The 16353-nt window shown below is 38.0% G+C and carries 15 protein-coding genes; 7 read left to right on the top strand and 8 right to left on the bottom strand.

What is annotated here, in order from left to right:
* Positions 1-4: 4 nt before the first annotated feature.
* Together AB3I72_RS00455 and AB3I72_RS00450 are read right to left on the bottom strand one after the other, a co-directional pair.
* Positions 5-679 carry a metal-dependent hydrolase gene (locus AB3I72_RS00455; RefSeq protein ID WP_061100950.1) on the bottom strand — a complete coding sequence of 225 codons (675 nt, stop codon included), beginning with the start codon at positions 677-679 and terminating at the stop codon, positions 5-7.
* Between the two features lie 204 nt (positions 680-883).
* Complete coding sequence (locus tag AB3I72_RS00450; RefSeq protein ID WP_080442454.1) at positions 884-2317, bottom strand: MFS transporter; 1434 nt, start codon at positions 2315-2317, stop codon at positions 884-886.
* 191 nt (positions 2318-2508) lie between these two features.
* On the opposite strand from AB3I72_RS00450, the gene AB3I72_RS00445 reads away from it, so the two are divergent.
* From AB3I72_RS00445 to AB3I72_RS00425, 5 genes are all read left to right on the top strand, one after another.
* Positions 2509-2859 carry a helix-turn-helix domain-containing protein gene (locus tag AB3I72_RS00445; RefSeq protein ID WP_002357747.1) on the top strand — a complete coding sequence of 117 codons (351 nt, stop codon included), beginning with the start codon at positions 2509-2511 and terminating at the stop codon, positions 2857-2859.
* Positions 2860-3194: 335 nt separating this feature from the next.
* Entirely contained in the window at positions 3195-4316 is a 1122-nt protein-coding gene (locus tag AB3I72_RS00440) for a hypothetical protein (RefSeq protein WP_002357749.1), read from the top strand.
* Between the two features lie 297 nt (positions 4317-4613).
* Positions 4614-4814, top strand: coding sequence for a cold-shock protein (locus AB3I72_RS00435; RefSeq protein WP_002357750.1), 201 nt, complete (start codon positions 4614-4616; stop codon positions 4812-4814).
* Positions 4815-4969: 155 nt separating this feature from the next.
* Positions 4970-6175 carry a YdcF family protein gene (locus AB3I72_RS00430; RefSeq protein WP_368023394.1) on the top strand — a complete coding sequence of 402 codons (1206 nt, stop codon included), beginning with the start codon at positions 4970-4972 and terminating at the stop codon, positions 6173-6175.
* Positions 6176-6191: 16 nt separating this feature from the next.
* Positions 6192-7244 carry an AI-2E family transporter gene (locus tag AB3I72_RS00425; protein WP_002357754.1) on the top strand — a complete coding sequence of 351 codons (1053 nt, stop codon included), beginning with the start codon at positions 6192-6194 and terminating at the stop codon, positions 7242-7244.
* 19 nt (positions 7245-7263) lie between these two features.
* Here AB3I72_RS00425 and AB3I72_RS00420 read toward each other — a convergent pair whose 3' ends face one another.
* Positions 7264-9675, bottom strand: a complete 2412-nt coding sequence (locus AB3I72_RS00420; RefSeq protein WP_368023392.1) for a hydroxymethylglutaryl-CoA reductase, degradative — start codon at positions 9673-9675, stop codon at positions 7264-7266.
* Positions 9676-9860: 185 nt separating this feature from the next.
* Between AB3I72_RS00420 and AB3I72_RS00415 the strand changes: the two genes are divergently transcribed.
* Positions 9861-11012 (top strand): hydroxymethylglutaryl-CoA synthase, encoded by a 1152-nt coding sequence (locus tag AB3I72_RS00415; RefSeq protein ID WP_061100953.1) that lies wholly within the window; start codon positions 9861-9863, stop codon positions 11010-11012.
* Between the two features lie 72 nt (positions 11013-11084).
* Here the strand turns inward: AB3I72_RS00415 and AB3I72_RS00410 are convergent, their stop codons facing one another.
* The 5 genes from AB3I72_RS00410 to AB3I72_RS00390 all read right to left on the bottom strand — a co-directional run bounded on the left by AB3I72_RS00410 (position 11085) and on the right by AB3I72_RS00390 (position 15140).
* Positions 11085-11867: a hypothetical protein gene (locus AB3I72_RS00410; protein WP_002419782.1), complete on the bottom strand. Its 783-nt coding sequence runs from the start codon at positions 11865-11867 to the stop codon at positions 11085-11087.
* A 123-nt stretch (positions 11868-11990) separates the two neighbouring features.
* The gene (gene dhaL, locus AB3I72_RS00405) at positions 11991-12593 is read right to left on the bottom strand and encodes a dihydroxyacetone kinase subunit DhaL (protein ID WP_010827362.1); all 603 of its coding nucleotides are present in this window, start codon (positions 12591-12593) and stop codon (positions 11991-11993) included.
* A gap of 12 nt (positions 12594-12605) precedes the next feature.
* On the bottom strand, positions 12606-13589 hold the full coding sequence (gene dhaK / locus AB3I72_RS00400; RefSeq protein WP_002357760.1) for a dihydroxyacetone kinase subunit DhaK: 984 nt from the start codon (positions 13587-13589) through the stop codon (positions 12606-12608).
* On the bottom strand, positions 13590-13988 hold the full coding sequence (gene dhaM / locus AB3I72_RS00395; RefSeq protein ID WP_002357762.1) for a dihydroxyacetone kinase phosphoryl donor subunit DhaM: 399 nt from the start codon (positions 13986-13988) through the stop codon (positions 13590-13592).
* A gap of 12 nt (positions 13989-14000) precedes the next feature.
* Positions 14001-15140 carry a glycerol dehydrogenase gene (locus tag AB3I72_RS00390; RefSeq protein ID WP_368023391.1) on the bottom strand — a complete coding sequence of 380 codons (1140 nt, stop codon included), beginning with the start codon at positions 15138-15140 and terminating at the stop codon, positions 14001-14003.
* A gap of 160 nt (positions 15141-15300) precedes the next feature.
* Between AB3I72_RS00390 and AB3I72_RS00385 the strand changes: the two genes are divergently transcribed.
* On the top strand, positions 15301-16287 hold the full coding sequence (locus AB3I72_RS00385) for a PocR ligand-binding domain-containing protein (RefSeq protein ID WP_002419784.1): 987 nt from the start codon (positions 15301-15303) through the stop codon (positions 16285-16287).
* Positions 16288-16353 lie beyond the last annotated feature (66 nt).

Raw genomic sequence — 16353 nt, 5'->3', positions numbered from 1 at the left:
CCTCCTAAACTAGGATCGTCTCTCCTGGGTTTAATACTTTCCCGCCAACCACTTGCTCTACGAATATTGCTGGATTTTGTTGGATAACAGGAAAGGTATTGTAATGAATTGGAATGGTTATTTTGGGATTTAAGTAAGAGACTGCTTCTAGCGCATCCTCTGGTCCCATCGTGTAATTATCGCCAATTGGTAAGAATGCTGCATCAATGGATTTGTCTTTTGCAAAAAGGCGCATATCTGAAAACAACGCCGTATCACCAGCGTGATAAATTTTTTTATCTTCTGCTTCTAAAATAATCCCACTTGCTTCGCCCATGTAGGTCATTACGCCGTCTATTTCATAACCGGAACTATGCAAAGCTGGCACAAATTTAACCGAACCAAAAGGAAAGACATAACGCCCACCTAGATTCATTCCATGCGCTTTTACCCCTTGCGACTGCGCATACGTAGCCACTTCAGCTATCGCAATAATTGTTGCCTTGTTGGCTTGAGCAATTGCTAGCATATCGCCAATATGATCGCTGTGTCCGTGAGTGATTAAGATGTAATCAGGGTGTAAGTCTGCAAGTGAAACGTCCGTTAAAGGGTTTCCATTAATAAAAGGATCAAATAAAAGGTTCGTGCCGTCGTTTAGACGAATTTCAATACATGAATGTCCATGTCCTATCAGTTCCATTTGTATTCCTCCTACGGTATTTTCTACACAATCTTATGATAATTAATCGTCAAATTCATTCTTAAAAGTAGTACAGTTTAGTACAGTTTACTTTCTTTATTGTAACAGAGAATTAGAAATATACAATCGCATTTGCTTATTTTCTTAGCTAGTAAAGAAACAGACGAGAAAAATCATGAATCTTTCTCGTCTGTTTCTTTTTACTTATTTGGTTGTTTTCCGAAAACGTAAAATCGTTAATATAAAGGCCGCCACACATAATAGAAAGGCGACAAAAAAGGTTTCACGCATTCCCACAATAAATATATCTGGGCGATTAGCCAGATACGTGGTTACTCGTTCACCATAGGCTTCGCTCATACCACGATATAAAATGGTCGTTGACAACGCAATCCCAATGACCATTCCTAAGTTTCTAGCAAAAGAATTCATACTTCCTGCTACACCTAAATCTTGCTTTTCAACACTGCTCATAACCATTGTATTGTTTGGAGACTGGAAAAGTGCATTTCCCAATCCCATAATGGCTGTTGCAATCACATAATACCAGATAGGCGAATTCATATCTAAAAACATATACATTAACGACGTACAGCACAAGAGCAACAATCCGCCAAACGTTAAAATACCTGGGCCAATCTTATCCGTCAAATAGCCACTCAGAGGAGCCCCAACCACCATTAATAACGGAAATACCATCATTAATACACCAGCATAACTAGCACTTAGTTTGCGTGCATCCTGCAAATAAAATGGAATGACAACATTTACAAAAAAGTTTGAGGCAAAAATTAAAACGGCAGACAATAAACTTAAAGTAAAAATTTTGTTTTTAAAAATTGCGAACTTAATAAGTGGGCTTTTTCTTTTCCGTTCAACCATTATAAATAATCCTAGTGCGATTACTGCAATAATGAACAATAAATAGGATTGTAACGAGCCAAACCCGCTCTCTTGTCCGAGGAAAATCCCGCCGAAGAACGTCATAATCGCAATCGCAATACAAGCAAATCCTGGAAAATCGATTTTTTCTTTTGTTTTTGTAATATCTTTTGGTAGAAACTTTTCGCCAATTAAAATTGTAACTAGCCCTACGGGAACATTAATCCAAAAAATATACGACCAAGAAAAGTTTGATAAGATCAATCCACCAATCCCAGGACCAGCAATCGCGCCTAAAGAGACAAAGGCACCTACTGCACCAAGCGCCCGCCCTCTTTCATTTAAAGGGAATACTTCCGTAATAATTCCTGAATTGGTCGCCATGGTCATGCTAGCGCCAATACTTTGAACGACTCGCGCAAATAATAGAAAGCTCAGCGATTGATTAAAGCCACAAAGTAACGAACCAATCGTAAAAATAACCGTGCCAATTCGATAAACTTTTATTTTTCCAAAACTGTCGCCAATTTTTCCAAATAATAATAAACAAGCACAGACAACCATTAAATAAATAGATACGACCCATTCCGCTTGATTCATGGGTACGGACATTTCTTTTGAAATAGTCGGTAAAGCAATATTTACAATGCTGGAATCTAATGTAGACATGAAGGTAAACATAGCCACAGAAACTAAGATCCACCAACGATTTTTCTGCACTTCAGAATCCTCTTGGTAACTTTTAATTTTCTCCATTGATTCATCCCCTCTCACTCCAAAACAGTTTACTTACTAATAATAACTCTATTTCTTCTTTTTTTCATCGGAAATTTTCTAAAAAATCACTCATGAGATGTTCACCTTCTTATTACACGCTCGCAATTGACAACCATTCGCTTTTACGCTAATTTAAAATTAGCAAACGGAAAACGCAAGGAGGACTTGAAATGACCTTAATTTCTCGCATTAAACAACTAGCTCAGTCAAAGCAATTAACCCTCGCCCAATTAGAAAGAAACGTCGGCATTTCCAATGGACAAATTCGTCGTTGGGATACCTCTTCGCCTAAAGTAGAGAATCTTTTAAAAATAGCAGACTATTTTTCTGTTTCCTTGGACTATTTAATGGGCCGCACCCAACAAACAGAGATTAATCATCAGGCACCTATGACAAGCACACAAAAAGAATTACATATTCACATTACTACGGAAGAGTTAACAGAAGAAGAAATTACTCAGTTAGAGGAAGAAGCAAATCGTTTCTTGCGGTTCCGTAAATTTGAAATGACAAATTCTTAAAGAACGTTTACTTCTCCTAGTCAATTGATAGCAAAAACTAGAACCTAAACAAAAAAACCACCACGACCGTCGTCTGTGGTGGAAATGAAGGTTGTTATTTACTCTTGGTAGGAGTAAGTATGAAAAAACCAATTCGGGATAATTGGCATAACGTAAGTATAGTGGTTTGTGCCTTTTTTATCATGAGTTTCAGCTATATTTTTTATAAAACTTTTATTAGAGCACCATTAACAGTCCTTTATTTAGATTCTTTAAAGCGTTTTCTTTTATTGAACATATTGTTTTAAACATTCGATTTCCTGTGCTACACTTACTTTTAGAAGGGGGATTTTATTATGGCAAATCAAAAAAAAGATAGCTTATCAACATTATTTTCTGAAGAAGTTCATGGACCGTTTGTTACCTTCTTGTTTAACACCCATGTCGCTCATCAAAACGTAGAAAAAGATTCGCTTGTTTTGAAAAATTTTGCAAAAGCGGCAAAAACACGCTTTGAAAAAAAATTTCCTGAGGAAAAATGGGCCGTTTTTCAAGAAAAAATTGACGCACTTCTAGCTGATGCTTCCTTCTGGCGCAACGGCACAGCAAGTGTTTCAATCATCTTATCTCCAGAGAACACCTTTGTTCAACGATTAGATGTGCCCGTTGACGATCAATATTACGTGGACACGATTCCTTATTTACTTGGACTAGTCAAAGACAAACAATTTAACTACCATTATTACCTACTTGCTCTAAATCGCGATTCAATGAAACTTTACAAGGTTGATCATACGACTGTGACCCCTGTTGAATTGCCTAAAGACGCGCCAACAGACGTGGTCACAGCTTTAGGTGATGAATTAACGGGTGGTAATTTAAACTTTTCAACTCAAGGTAGTTCTAACGGTTCTAAAGAAGGTGTCGCTTATCATAGCATCAATACTAAAGATAAAGAAGTTGAAATTGATTGGGTGAACTACTATCAAGCGGTCGATACTTTCTTAAAAGATCAACTGGATAATCCTGAAAAATTACCGCTTTATCTTTATGCTTTACCAGAAAACCAAACACTCTTTAAAAAGATTGCTAAAAACCCTTATTATGATTGCTCAATTTCAGTTGCTGCTTCACCTGCACAAGCAACCATTCAAGATATCCGCAGTGCTAGTGAAAAAATAGCTGCAGAGTTAACAGAAAAAGAAACAGCTTCTTATAACAAATTACTAGATCGTAAATTCTTAGATCAATTTACAGATATTTCGCCAGCAGCAGCTGACGGCAAAATTTCCCATCTTTTTATTGCAACGTCACTCTTTGTTACTGAAAACAATGAAATGTCATCTGAAGAGTATGATCGTCGCAAACTTTTAAACACCATTGCTTACCAAGTCATTCAAAACGGCGGTCAAGTTTTTGTTTTAGACCAAAAAGCTGCACCAGATGAAAAATCTTTAGCGGCTATCCTCCGTTATTAAAAACAGGCAAAAAGCCCATTGTAAGAAAGCGCCTTACAATGGGCTTTTTTTCTGAGACTTATTGAAACAGCACTATAACAGCCTTATCTTCACTTTCTAGTTTTTAAAAAACATCCGATAAAAAAGAAAATAAGGTTATCGCTATACAAAAACCAGTTAGTATGCTATAGTAATAGATGTAGTTTTTGTTCGGTAATATGGGTAGCTGTTTCAAATAAACATCTTCCACATTTTTCACCTTTCAAGTAATTGCAAAATATGAATGTGTTATAACACACATCTAGGAGGATATTTATTATGGAAACAGGTACAGTAAAATGGTTTAACTCAGACAAAGGCTTTGGCTTCATCACTGCAGAAAACGGAAACGATGTATTCGTACATTTCTCAGCTATCCAAGGTGACGGCTTCAAAACTTTAGAAGAAGGTCAAGCAGTAACTTTCGAAATCGAAGAAGGTCAACGTGGCCCTCAAGCAACTAACGTTACTAAAGCTTAATTAAACAATACTGACTCAAAAACCTGACGTTAATCGTCAGGTTTTTTTTATAAAAAAAAGAACAAGAAAACTTTCTGAAACTAAGTGCTTCCTCTATTTTTTTTGAAGAGTTTTCGTTATACTGAAGAGGAAAAATGTTTTAAAGGAGTTTATTTATGCAATTTTATGGTGATTTAACCTTTTTAGGTGTTTATTTATTGGGTCTCTTTTTCATCCCCTCGTGGCGGAAAAAGAAAAAAGAACACGATTGGTTGGCGTGGATGTTTGGCTGGACCGTCTTTATGTTCTTCTCATATGTTTTATATTTAGAAATCATTCGTGGCACAGCCTTCTTTTTAATTCCCATTGCTTTTTTTGGCTTGTTTGCGCTCTTCTACTTCAAAGAAAAAAGGCGTTTACTGAATGGAACATTATTTAATAATTTTCTTGTGGTTCTAGCGACTTATTTAGGGATTACTGCGATTCGTACAAACAACTACTTTCTAATCACCTTAGCAATTATTGCCCTGCTGGCGATTTTTATCGCTTTGGCTTTAGGACTCTATGCCTTAATTATTTTCCTCTATTGGAATGCGGTCGTTGTTATGAGAAAAGAAGGTCGGTCTCTAGGGAACTTGTTGACGTTGTTGCTGGCAATTGGCTTAACATTACTATTAATTTATAATTTCTTTTTTCAATCGTTGTTACCAACTTGGCTCTCCTTACCCTTAACTATTGCGCCATTTATTTTGACTTATTTCGCGTTTGTTTTTTATAATTTTTTAACTGTTTCTACGTTGTATCAATTTAATCAGCCAAAATATACACAGGATTATATTGTTGTGTTAGGTTCAGGGTTAATCAATGGTGAGATTGTGCCGCCGTTATTGCAAGCCCGCATCAACAAAGCCATTCAATTTTACAAGGCTCAAAATCGCGCAACGTTAAATCCACCAAAAATCGTCATGTCTGGTGGCCAAGGCCCCGATGAATTACTTCCTGAAAGTGTCGCGATGAAAATGTATGCTTTAACACAAGGTATTCCTGATGATGATATTTTAGTAGAAGCTCATTCAAAAAACACACTAGAAAATATGCGTTTTTCCAAAGAAACAATGATTGAGGATTTTGGAAATGCTAATTTCCAAGCCATTTTTACTACAAACAATTATCACCTTTTCCGGGCGGGTCTTTTCGCTCGAATGGCTGGCTTAAAAGCTGATGGCATTGGTGCAAAAACCGCTTTTTATTTTTTACCTAACGCGTTTATTCGAGAGTTCATCGCCATTGTAGTGATGTACAAACGCCGCCATATTATTGTTTGTGGCCTAGCTGCCATCGGTATGGTTATGTTATTCTTAACAGGATTGATTATTCAGTAAAGAAGGAGTTTCCCCTATGAGTTTGTATCAAAAATTTATTCAAAATGAACGTTTGCGACGTTTTTGCGTCCTTGCTTTGATTATTTTTGTGCTTTATTTATCCAGAAGCATGATTACAACAATTCTTTTAACATTTATCTTTACCTATTTAGCTGTTCGTTTGGTCCATTTTGTTCAACGCTATATGAAAATCCCGACGATTGTCATCGTTCTCTTAACCTATGCATTGGTTGTTTTTCTAATCTATTTAGCGATTACTAAATATGTTCCCGTTCTAGTTAACCAAACAACTCAAATGATTAATTCTGTAGTTGATTTTTATCAAAGTCCACATACAGATACAAATCAAGTATTGCAATTTATTGATCAATACTTGGAAAAATCTAACTTACTCTCTCAACTCCAGAATGGCGCTTCAATGATTTTACGCTACATTCAAGATATTGGCGCTGTCGGTTTATCATTTGTCATGTCCTTTATTTTAAGTTTCTTCTTTATGATTGAGAAGAAGCAAATGGCTGATTTTTCTAAGTTATTTTTAAAAAGTGATTTTGATTGGTTTTTTCAGGATATCTATTATTTCGCCAACAAGTTCGTTAACACATTTGGTGTCGTAATGGAAGCTCAGTTTTTCATTGCTGTGGTGAATACAGTCATTACTACCTTGGCCTTGGCGATAATCGGCTTTACTCAGTTACCTAGTTTAGCCATTATGATCTTCATTTTGAGCTTAGTCCCAGTTGCTGGTGTGATTATTTCCTGCATTCCGCTAAGTTTCATCGCTTATTCCCAAGGTGGCTTGAACGATGTGATTTATATCTTAGCTTTAATTACAATCGTCCATTTATTTGAATCTTACGTGCTAAATCCTAAATTCATGTCTAGTAAAACAGAGTTACCAATCTTTTATACGTTTGTCATTTTATTAGTTAGTGAGCGTCTCTTTGGTGTATGGGGACTTATTGTAGGAATCCCTGTGTTCACTTTCTTCTTAGATGTCTTAAAAGTAAAACCGATTCGTGGCCTGAAACGGTTACCTAATGTGAAAAAAAATAGTTCAGCAGAATAATTTCTGCTGAACTATTTTTTTATTGTTTTCTTAAGTCATTTAAAATAGCCAAGGCTCGGTCTTGGTTCATCGTTTTTTGACGTTTTAATTGTTGAGCGACTGCCTCAACTTCTTTACCAGTAGCTCCGACCGTCATCGCTAAAGAACGTGCTTGTAGAGCCATGTGTCCTTTTTGAATTCCTTCAGAGACTAAGGCCCGTAACGCCGCTAAATTTTGTGCCAAACCAACAGCCGCTACTACTCGACTTAGTTCTTTTGCATCCGTCACTGCTAACAAATCAGCGGCTGCTTGAGATTTAGGTAAGACTTTTGTGGCACCGCCAACCGTGGCTAAAGCGAGCGGAACTGAAATTTCACCAATTAGTTGTTCGCCATCCAGCGTCCAACTAGTCAAGCCTTGGTAGCGACCTTCCTTCACCGCAAAAGCATGACAAGAAGCGCTAACAGCGCGTGTATCATTTCCTGTAGCTAAAACTACAGCTTCAATGCCATTCATGATCCCTTTGTTATGCGTGACTGCCCGATAAGGATCTAATGAAGCATAGCGTGAAGCTAAAACAATTTTTTCAGCAATTTCCCGGCCATTGCTCCCCTTACTTAAACGTGAAACTGGAATAGCCGTTTTCATCGTAACAACCGACTCCGTGGCATAATTACTTAAAATACTGAATAAAATCTTTTGCTCCGCAAACCATTCACGGAACAACTCGGCCACACCTTCCAACATAGCGTTAACGATATTTGCCCCCATTGCATCCTTAACATCTACTAAAAAGTCGACAGATACAAACGATTCATCAAAAGCACGATATTGCAAATCTCTTAAGCCGCCGCCGCGTTTAACGATAGATGGATAACTTAACTCTGCTTGTTGAAAAATTTCCGCTTCTCTTACTTGTAGTTTATCAATCAACGACTCGGGGTCTGCAACATCGTAAAAAACGATTTGTCCACGCATTAAGCGTTGTTGACTCACTGTTTTAAATCCTTGTGCTATTTTTGCACCATTACTCAAAGCCGCAATCACTGAGGGCTCTTCTGTCGCCATTGGTACCAAATAATCAGTTTCGTCCACTGTTAAATGTAAGCCAACACCCATCGGCACTTCTGTTTCACTGATTTGATTTTCAATCATATGATTGGCAATCTGCGAAGATAAAGCCGTATTTTCAAATTCTTTTTTTGTATCGGCAGAAATCTGGCCTTCATTAAGAAGAGAAGCCAGGCGTTCCTCAGGACTCATTTGATAAAATCGGCTGTTTTTTTTTTGCTGAGGTCTCTCTAGTAGCATAGCGAGTCCTAAGCCACCGCCGATACATAAAGAAGCAACGCCATATTTCTCTTCTTTTTGATTTAATTGATAACTTAAACTCGTTAATAAACGAGCACCTGTGGCACCAATCGCATGACCTAATGAAATACCGCCACCATAAATGTTAACCTTCTCCTCTGGTAAAGCCAGTTCTCTTTGGACCACAATTGAAGTTGCTGCAAATGCTTCGTTGATTTCATACAGATCAATTTCTTCCGTAGTAAGTTGATTCCGCGTTAACAGTTTTTGAATGGCTTTAATCGGCGAAATTCCCATATAGGCTGGATCAATACCGACTTCCACACTGTCTCGAATAATAGCTAAATAAGGAAGACCGTGTGCTTCGGCATATTCTTGTGAAGCAATAATCAAAGCAGAAGCTCCATCATTAATGGTTGATGCATTCCCTGCTGTCACGGTACCGTCTTCTTTAAAAACTGTTTTAAGCGTTCCTAGCTTCTCAACGCTCGAATTAGGGCGAATCCCTTCATCTTTCTCCACAAGCGTTCCTGACACTTCTAAGGGGGCTATTTCGTCAGCGAATATTCCTTCTGCTTGTGCTTGAGCTGCTTTTAATTGTGAATGTACAGAAAATTGATCTTGCTCTTCTCTGGTTACATGATACTTTTCGGCCACATTTTCAGCAGTTAAACCCATTGCTTGACCACTAAAGGCATCCGTTAACCCATCGTACATCATACTAGAAAAAGGCGCATCGTAGCTTTCTGTTTCGTAATTAAATCGTTGTAATTTAGGTGCTTGGGACATATTCTCAATCCCGCCAGCAATTAAAACTTCCGCTTCCCCTAATTGAATCAATTGTTTCGCCAAAATAACGGCCTTCATTCCTGATCCGCAGACCTCATTAACCGTCATTGCGGGAATTTCATGAGACAAACCGCTGTTTATTGCTATTTGTCGTGCGGGATTTTGCCCATTTCCAGCTTGTAAAACATTTCCAAAGATTACTTGATCAATTTCTTCAGAAATAGTGGAATGTCTTTTTAAAAGTTGTGTTGTAACATGTGTTCCTAAGTCTACGGCACTTACTTGACTTAAGCTGCCTTTATATTTTCCAATTGGTGTTCGTAATGCATCAATAATAACTACTGTTTTCAACTAAATGCACCTCCATCTTGAAATATATCATAAAATCCCAGAATCACAAGTGCCAATTACTGAATGTTAACAGACTTATAAGATATTTTTTAATAATCTATGAAGTTAATACAAAAATTCCCCATTTTGGTTCATTTCGTGCTATTTTATATAATGAATCTATTTATCGTAAAGGAGTTAAAGAAATGACAATTGGGATTGATAAAATTAGTTTTTTTGTGCCCCCTTATTATATTGATATGACGGCACTGGCTGAAGCCAGAAATGTAGACCCTGGGAAATTTCATATTGGTATTGGGCAAGACCAAATGGCGGTGAACCCAATCAGCCAAGATATTGTGACATTTGCAGCCAATGCCGCAGAAGCCATCTTGACCAAAGAAGATAAAGAGGCCATTGATATGGTGATTGTCGGGACTGAGTCCAGTATCGATGAGTCAAAAGCGGCCGCAGTTGTCTTACATCGTTTAATGGGGATTCAACCTTTCGCTCGCTCTTTCGAAATCAAGGAAGCTTGTTACGGAGCAACAGCAGGCTTACAGTTAGCTAAGAATCACGTCGCCTTACATCCAGATAAAAAAGTCTTGGTTGTCGCGGCAGATATTGCAAAATATGGCTTAAATTCTGGCGGTGAGCCTACACAAGGAGCTGGGGCGGTTGCAATGTTAGTTGCTAGTGAACCGCGCATCTTGGCTTTAAAAGAGGATAATGTGATGCTGACGCAAGATATCTATGACTTTTGGCGTCCAACAGGCCATCCATATCCTATGGTCGATGGTCCTTTGTCAAACGAAACCTACATCCAATCTTTTGCCCAAGTCTGGGATGAACATAAAAAACGGACCGGTCTTGATTTTGCAGATTATGATGCTTTAGCGTTCCATATTCCTTACACAAAAATGGGCAAAAAAGCCTTATTAGCAAAAATCTCCGACCTAACTGAAGCAGAACAGGAACGAATTTTAGCTCGTTATGAAGAAAGCATCATCTATAGTCGTCGCGTAGGAAACTTGTATACGGGTTCACTTTATCTGGGACTCATTTCCCTTTTAGAAAATGCAACGACTTTAACCGCAGGCAATCAAATTGGTTTATTCAGTTATGGTTCTGGTGCTGTCGCTGAATTTTTCACTGGTGAATTAGTAGCTGGTTATCAGAATCATTTACAAAAAGAAACTCATTTAGCACTGCTGGATAATCGGACAGAACTTTCTATCGCTGAATATGAAGCCATGTTTGCAGAAACTTTAGACACAGACATTGATCAAACGTTAGAAGATGAATTAAAATATAGTATTTCTGCTATTAATAATACCGTTCGTTCTTATCGAAACTAAGTATTTATATCCCCCGATTCAATCAACAAAAGAGCTAGACATTCAAGTTTTTGCTTGAATGTCTAGCTCTTTTTATGAAAGCCAAACTTCTTTGACCCCGTCTGTCACGGCGATACCATCTGTCAAAGCTAAACGTTGTGAATAAGAAACGTAGCCATAATAAACATCAACACCGCCGCCATTGTTCCAAGTAACAGTGATTTTAACATTTGGAGTAATCGATTTTGTAGCTGGTTGGGTCGTCGGGCGATAATTAGTCGTATCATAACTTAAAATAGTGCCCGAAGCTCCACTTATTTCGGCTTTTCCTGTGTAAATTTCGCCATTCGTATTCGTCTGCGTGACCGCTCCATTCGCTTCAATGATTAAACCCGCTTGCTTTTGATCTCCTCGTGGATAATAAAAAAGATACGTGGTTGCCCATTTAGCAAATCCATCTGGAATTGGTTTAAGTGATTCCGTTGGTGCCGGACTCGACTTCGTTTGCTTTTCAACCGCGACTTCTTCTTGTCTTTTTAAGCCTTCATTATTTTGATTATTTAGTTTCTCAACCGTTTCTTTAACGATTGAATAATGAGGTTTCCCTAAATCGCTAACAGGAATCGTAGCTAATTTTTCTTCTGATTCTTTATATTGCCCCTCTGCCGTTAACTTTTTAGCTTCTGTAATAATGGCATCATACTTGGTTTGGTCTACGGAAGAGGATGTGCTTTGTCCCGTAGCTTCGACTTGTTTTGTGACACTGGTTTTTTCCGTGGTCACGTCTGACGAACTTCCACAAGCACTTACAAACATTGAGCTAACGATTAATAAACATCCCACAATCACATGCTTTTTCATCTTTAAATCCCCCATTTGTTTATCTTTGTTATTTTTTGTTACTTAAATTATCCCATAGATGAACAAAAGAAACCATTATTTATAAAAAAGTTTAGCAAGCGCTTCAAGAGAGGCACTTGCTAAACTTTTTTCTCACTGTTATTGATTGATTACTTTGACTAGTTCTTCAAATAATAATGCACTAGATGCTGCGCCTGGATCAATATGACCAATTGCTCGTTCCCCTAAATAAGAGGCACGTCCTTTTTTCGCCACCCAATCTTTTGTTGCTTCAGCAAATTGTTCAATTTTTTCTTCATTAAATTGTTCTGTTCCAATTACTTCAGCAACAGGTGTCCAGACATCAACCATCGTTTTATCTCCTGGTTCAGCTTTGCCACGCATCTGAATCCCAGCTAGACCTTGCTGAACAATTTCTTTTAATTGCTCTGGCGAACTGATGGTTTCCAAATCTTTTGTCGCTTTAGTCATATTCATAAACGCAGTACCATATAAAGGACCAGAAGCTCCGCCAACTTTTGAAATCAAAGCCATGGATAGGACTTTAAATGTCTCCGTGATTGTGGTTGGTACTTTTTTGTCAAACGCAATTTTGTATTCAGCCATACCACGAGCCATGTTGTTACCGTGATCCCCATCACCAATCGGCGTGTCTAATTCACTTAAATAGTCTTTTTTTTCTTCAATAACTTTTGAATAGTTGTCTAACCATGTTTGAATGTCTTTTACTGTTAATTCCATCTTTTATCACCCTTACCAAGAAATTGTTGTTACATTGCTTTCTAGCGCTGTTTGCCAGTCTTTTGTCGCCAAGTCAATCATCGTTAAAGATAATCCTTGCATGTCAATAGACGTCATATAGTTACCCACTTTATGGAAGGTCACTTGAACACCTTTATCTTCTAATAATGTTAGCACGTCGTTCATAAATACAAATTGTTCCATTAATGGCGTGCCGCCCATGCCATTGACAAGTACCCCCACTGTTTGTGGTTGTTGTTCATAGCTACTTAATGTTTTTTCAACTAATTCTTTCGCTAACTCTTTCGATGGTTGGATTTTTTCACGACGATAGCCTGGTTCTCCGTGAATCCCTACGCCAAATTCAATTTCATCTTCTGGTAAAGTAAAACCTGGTTTGCCAACTTCAGGCACAGTGGCTGCTTTTAAAGCCACTCCAATTGTTTTCGTGGCTGCTACAATCTTTTCTCCTAAAGAAACGAGCTCTTCTAAAGAAGCACCTTGGCGGGCATGATGTCCTAAAATCTTATGGACAAGAACAGTCCCGGCAACGCCTCGTTTTCCAGCGGTATAGGTGCTATCTTCGACTGCAATATCGTCATCGACAACGACCATTTCTACATGAATGTCTTCCATATCAGCCATATCTTTGGCCATTTCAAAGTTCAAAATATCGCCTGTATAATTTTTTACGATTAACAGAACACCGGCCCCTTGGTCTGCCGCTTGGATCCCTGTTAAAATTTGATCTGGTGTTGGTGAAGTAAAGACATCACCTAAAACTGCGGCATTTAACATTCCATCACCAACAAACCCAGCATGTGCAGGCTCATGACCACTTCCACCACCAGATACTAGCCCAACTTGTTTGTTTGAGTCGTTGCGAGCAATCACGCGAGAATCTTCGACTTGATGAACAAGGTTTCCATAGCTTTTCACAATTCCTTGGAGCATTTCTTCGACAATTTTACCAGGTTCATTAATAATTTTTTTCATTTAGTTCCACCCTTTCTTACCAGCATTTTGAGCTTCTGCTAAAATTTGCGTCAAATCATCTGAGACACCTGCAGTAATTGCTGCCGCAAAGGCACCTTCAACCAATGGTGCATCGACTAAATGATAATGTTTCTGTTGGTCTTCTTCTAGCATATCAAAAGCTAATTCTGAACTTAAAACGGCACTGCCTAAATCGGCAAAAATTAAAAATTCTCGGTCAGAGTCCGCTTCGTTAATCGTGTCAATGATTTTCATTGGATCTGAACCTAATGAACCATCTGATGTGCCACCAAGTGAATGAATCGTAATTTCTTCACTGGCATTCATCTGTTCAATCATCTCTTTAATACCATCTGTAATCATTTTGCTATGTGAAACGAGTAAAATATCTGCTTTCATGTGGACACTTCCTTAATCTAATTTATGTCTTGTTTTATATTCTTGTCCGACTTTATCTGCAACAATGATTGCATTCGCTACTTCTTCAACGACAATTGGGAATGGCATTGAATGAATTGATTCTTCTGGAATGCAAGCAATTTTGGCTACTTCCAATGCTTCTTCATAAGTGATTTCATCGACACCAATGTCTGAAAGCGTTAATGGTAAACCTACAGAAGCGCTAAAGTCTAAAACAGCTTCTAATTCGTCTTTTGCTGCATCTTCTAATACAAGTTGTGCAATTGTTGCAAAGGCTACTTTTTCACCATGTAAATAACTGTGCGCACCAGGTAAGACTGTCATACCGTTATGAATCGCATGCGCTGCAGCTAAACCGCCACTTTCAAAACCTAAGCCTGAAAGTAAGATATTTGTTTCAATGATCTTATTCAATGATTCAGTAACCACATTTGCATCACAAGCTAATTTCGCTTTTATCCCATCTTCCTGTAGGTTTTCCCAGCAAAGTTTTGCCATAGCCAAAGCTGCATATGTGCCGCTAGCAGCGGGCGTTAAGCCTTCTCTTGAACCCATTGGCAAACTAGCATTAACCCGAGAATATGAATTGTGTGTTGCGCGTGCTTCAAAATATGTGGATAAGGCATCCCCCATTCCAGCAACTAAAAATCTAGTTGGCGCTTTGGCAACCACTTTTGTATCAACCATCACGACGCTTGGACTTTGTTTAAAGTAAGCATAATCATCAAATGAGCCATCTTCATGATATAGTACAGCTGAATGCGAAGTTGGTGCATCTTGAGCCGCAATCGTTGGTACAATAATTAAGTTTTCACCTTCTGCTACGACTTTTGAAGCATCGATTGCTTTACCGCCACCTAAACCAATGATACAGTCTGCTTGTTCTTTTTGTCCAACGTTTTGCAAGCGCTTTGTTTCTTCACGCGTTACTTCTCCACTAAAGCCACCCTCTACGAAGGTAATGTCAAACTTTTTCGCTGTTTCTTCCAATTGTGGACGTACACGATCAACGTCAGCAGGATTTGCAATTAGTAACGCTTTTTTTCCAAAAGTTGAAACGAAGTAACCTAAGTTTAGTAATTCATCTTCCCCTTGAACATATTTCGTTGGTAAAATCAATGCTTTTCTCATGTTGATAGCCTCCTATATTTTGTTTACATACATAGTATAAAACGCTTTCATACAAAAAGCATTGAACTTTTGGTATCGTTTTCTTGCAAAAAATGATAGAATTATTTTGTGAAATAATAAAATATTATGATTTTTAAACTTTAGATTGAAGGATTGCCTTATGACTGTAGAATTAAAAAATATTTTAGATTTAGAGAAGTGGGAAAAATTGCAAGAATCATTGGCCTTAAGCACTCGCTTAGCCATTATTTTAGTCGATTATAAAGGTCGACCTGTGACGAAACATAGTCAAGTTCAACCCTTTTGCCAACTGGTACGCCACTCCCCTGAGCTCTCGAAACTTTGTGAAAAATGTGATGCTCGTGGTGGCTTGGAAGCTGTTCGCACTGGTCAGCCTTTTATCTACCGTTGTCACTTTAACATCGTTGATATGGCCATCCCCATTATTGTTGATAACCAGTATGTAGGAGCCATTATGGCTGGTGAAGTTTTGCTCGAAGATCACCAAGAAGAGTTAGAACAGGTTTTAACCATGAATGATGCCTTCATTCAAGAATTTTTAGTAACACACCAAGAGCTGTATCAACAATACCCTGTTTTAGAACTAGCAGACTTAGAAAAGAGCGCGACATTAATCGCTGATCTAAGCCAATATATTATTTCTGAAGCCATCAAAAAAGATTATTTAATCAATACGTACAAACAATCCTTACAGATTAGTTCGCGAAAAGAAGAGCTGGAGCCATTGAATATGATCCAAAAAGATATTCAACAAACTTTATTAACTGCTCAATTAACTCCTTCAAGTGCCTATCAAACTAAAAATAAGCAATTACAACCGGTTTTAGATGCCCTTTGGGAAAACAAATCGCTGCGTTTAAATTTACAAGAACTGGCAGACCTTGTTCATTTGACACCGACGTATTTAAGTCGTTTATTAAAAGAGGAGTTTGGTATTCCCTTTAGTCAATTTTATCGACAATTAAAAATCACATGGGCTAAACAGCTTCTTTTGGAGACAGATAAAACAATTGCCCAAATCAGTGAAGATTTAGGGTTTGTTGAAGATAGCTATTTTGTCCGTATCTTTAAACAAGAAACGGGTGAAACACCCCTTAAATACCGTAAAAGAAAGAACAGAACATAAAAAAACAACGACTCCTAGAAGTCGTTGTTTTTTTACACCTTTTGCTCTTGCTGTGGCTAATGCAAC

The organism is Enterococcus sp. GC34, from assembly GCF_040886645.1.
Lineage (GTDB): Bacteria > Bacillota > Bacilli > Lactobacillales > Enterococcaceae > Enterococcus > Enterococcus faecalis.
The sequence above is the reverse complement of the archived record's forward strand: the minus strand, read 5'-3'. Positions and strand labels throughout refer to the sequence as shown.